This is a genomic window from Streptomyces murinus, from assembly GCF_002154555.1.
In the GTDB taxonomy this organism is placed as follows: domain Bacteria; phylum Actinomycetota; class Actinomycetes; order Streptomycetales; family Streptomycetaceae; genus Streptomyces; species Streptomyces murinus.
The window spans coordinates 1-2,463 of the sequence record NZ_MUNF01000353.1; the positions used below are offsets into that span (position 1 = coordinate 1).

Here is a 2,463-nt window from a genome sequence, read left to right on the forward strand (position 1 = left end):
GGGCCGCAACGGCGCCGGCAAATCCACCCTCCTCAACACCTTCGTCGGCCTCCTCGAACCCACCACCGGCACGGTGACCGTCGGCGGCCGGACCCCCCACCGCACCCCGCCCCGCGATCTGATCCGCCATGTCGGCCTGGTCCCCCAGGAACCGAGGGACCTCCTCTACGCCGACACCGTGGCCACGGAGTGCGCCGCCGCCGACCAGGACGCCGAGGCGGACCCCGGCACCTGCCGCGCCCTGCTGGACCGACTCCTCCCCGGGATCGCCGACGGCACCCACCCCCGCGACCTCTCCGAGGGCCAGTGCCTCGCCCTCGCGCTGGCCGTCGTACTGACCGCCCGCCCGCCCCTGCTCCTCCTGGACGAGCCGACCCGCGGCCTGGACTACGCCGCGAAGGCCCGCCTGGTCACCGCGCTGCGCGAACTCGCCGCCGAGGGGCATGCGATCGTCCTGGCCACGCACGACGTGGAGCTGGCGGCGGAGATCGCCCACCGGGTGGTGCTGCTGGCCGAGGGCGAGATGATCGCGGACGGCCCGATGGCGGAGATCGTGGTGTCCTCCCCCTCCTTCGCCCCTCAGGTGACCAAGATCCTCGCCCCCCAGCGGTGGCTGACCGTGTCCCAGGTCCAGGAGGCCCTGGGATGACGACCCCGCCCGCACCCACCACCGTGGCCGCCGCCACACCCACCGCCGCGCCCAAACGCGTCCGCGCCGTCCGGCTCGGCCCCCGCTCCGTCGCCGCCCTCGTCCTCGCCACCGCCGTCGGTGTGATCGCCTTCGGCTGGCCCTTCCTCGCGCCGCCCACCTCCCGGCTCAGCGCGCACGCCCAGGACGCCCCCTGGCTGTTCGCCGGTCTGCTGATCCTGCTCGTGGCGGTGGTCGCGGCGACGATCTCGGAGTCGGACCTCGGCCCGAAGGCGGTCGCGATGCTGGGCGTGCTCGCCGCCACCGGTGCCGCGCTGCGCCCGATCGGCGCGGGCACCGCCGGGATCGAGCCGATGTTCTTCCTGCTGGTGCTCAGCGGCCGCGTCCTGGGCCCCGGCTTCGGCTTCGCGCTGGGCTCGGTCACGATGTTCGCGTCCGCGCTGCTGACCGGTGGCGTCGGCCCCTGGCTGCCGTTCCAGATGCTGTCGATGGGCTGGTTCGCGATGGGCGCGGGACTGCTGCCGGGCCCGGTGCGGCTGCGCGGCCGGGCCGAGCTGCTGCTCCTGGCCGGGTACGGCTTCCTCGCCTCCCTCGCCTACGGCACGGTCATGAACCTGGCCGGCTGGCCCTTCATGGGCGCCGGCGCCTCGGGCATCTCCTTCCACCCGGGCGCCTCGGTCGCCGCCAATCTGGCCCGCTTCGTCGCCTACTGCCTGGCCACCTCCCTCGGCTGGGACCTGGGCCGGGCCCTGTGCACGGTGGTGCTGACCTGCGCCCTCGGCCCCGCGGTGCTGCGCGCGCTGCGCCGGGCCACCCGGCGGGCCGCGTTCGAGACGCCGGTCACCTTCGACGGCCCCGGGGCGTGAGGGGCCGTACCCACGCGGTGAGCGGGCCGGTGAAGCGGCCCACATGACGCAGCTCACCTACGAGGCGGGATCGTAGAGAGTTATGTCCGATACGTTCCGTCGCACACCCCCGCCGACCTGCGGTTTGAGAGCTGCGCCACAGAACGCCCATTCCCGCCCCATCCGGCCACAACTAGTAAAAGGGGTGATTGCGGACGGATTTCCGGGCTGCTTATCTGGTCGGCGTCGCCAGGCACCACGGGCCCCCAGGGGTTCGGGCCGGTGATCCCCCGTCCCCGACGCAAGAGGTGCTCCGTGTCCGTCATCCGCCGCATCGCTTCCCCGAAGAAGGCCCTCACCGCCGCCGCCGTGGCCGCCGCCACCGCCGGTATGGCGCTGTCCGCCGCCCCCGCCCAGGCCGCCGCCCCGGCCTCGGCCTCCTCGGCTCAGGCGATCGCGCACAAGATGATCCCGGACGCCGCGCAGTTCAACGCGTTCAGCCAGATCGTCCAGCGCGAGAGCGGCTGGAACCCGAGCGCCACCAACGCCTCCTCCGGCGCCTACGGCCTGGTCCAGGCGCTGCCGGGCTCGAAGATGGCGTCCGCGGGCGCCGACTGGAAGACCAACCCGGCCACCCAGATCAAGTGGGGCCTGGACTACATGAACTCCCGCTACGGCAGCCCCGCCAAGGCCTGGGCCTTCTGGCAGGCCAACCACTGGTACTAGGGCCTGTCTGACAATTCCCGTCGTCGCCCGGAGGGCGGCCGCGCGGCGTCAGGTGCGTGCTCTCGGGGTGCCGGGCGTAGGCCCTCGTACTGGACGTACTTGGGTCTGCGCCCGGTGCCGCGAGAGTGCGTGCATGGCGTCGCGCGGCAGACGGGAATTGTCAGACAGGCCCTAGGCCGACCCCCTGTAGCCGGTACACCGGAAAGCACCCTCGCCCCGCTCGGCGAGGGTGCTTTCCGGTGT

The 2,463-nt window shown here is 73.4% G+C and carries 3 protein-coding genes; all 3 read left to right on the forward strand.

Annotated elements, in window-relative coordinates; genetic code table 11:
• On the forward strand, window positions 1–649 hold a 649-nt coding region (locus CCN72_RS21435), incomplete at its 5' end, for an ATP-binding cassette domain-containing protein (protein ID WP_143664160.1).
• Complete coding sequence (locus CCN72_RS21440; RefSeq protein WP_202442511.1) at window positions 646–1,515, forward strand: ECF transporter S component; 870 nt, start codon at window positions 646–648, stop codon at window positions 1,513–1,515. The genes CCN72_RS21435 and CCN72_RS21440, both read left to right, overlap by 4 nt.
• 294 nt (window positions 1,516–1,809) lie before the next feature.
• Window positions 1,810–2,220 (forward strand): aggregation-promoting factor C-terminal-like domain-containing protein, encoded by a 411-nt coding sequence (locus CCN72_RS21445; RefSeq protein ID WP_244174357.1) that lies wholly within the window; start codon window positions 1,810–1,812, stop codon window positions 2,218–2,220.
• Window positions 2,221–2,463 lie beyond the last annotated feature (243 nt).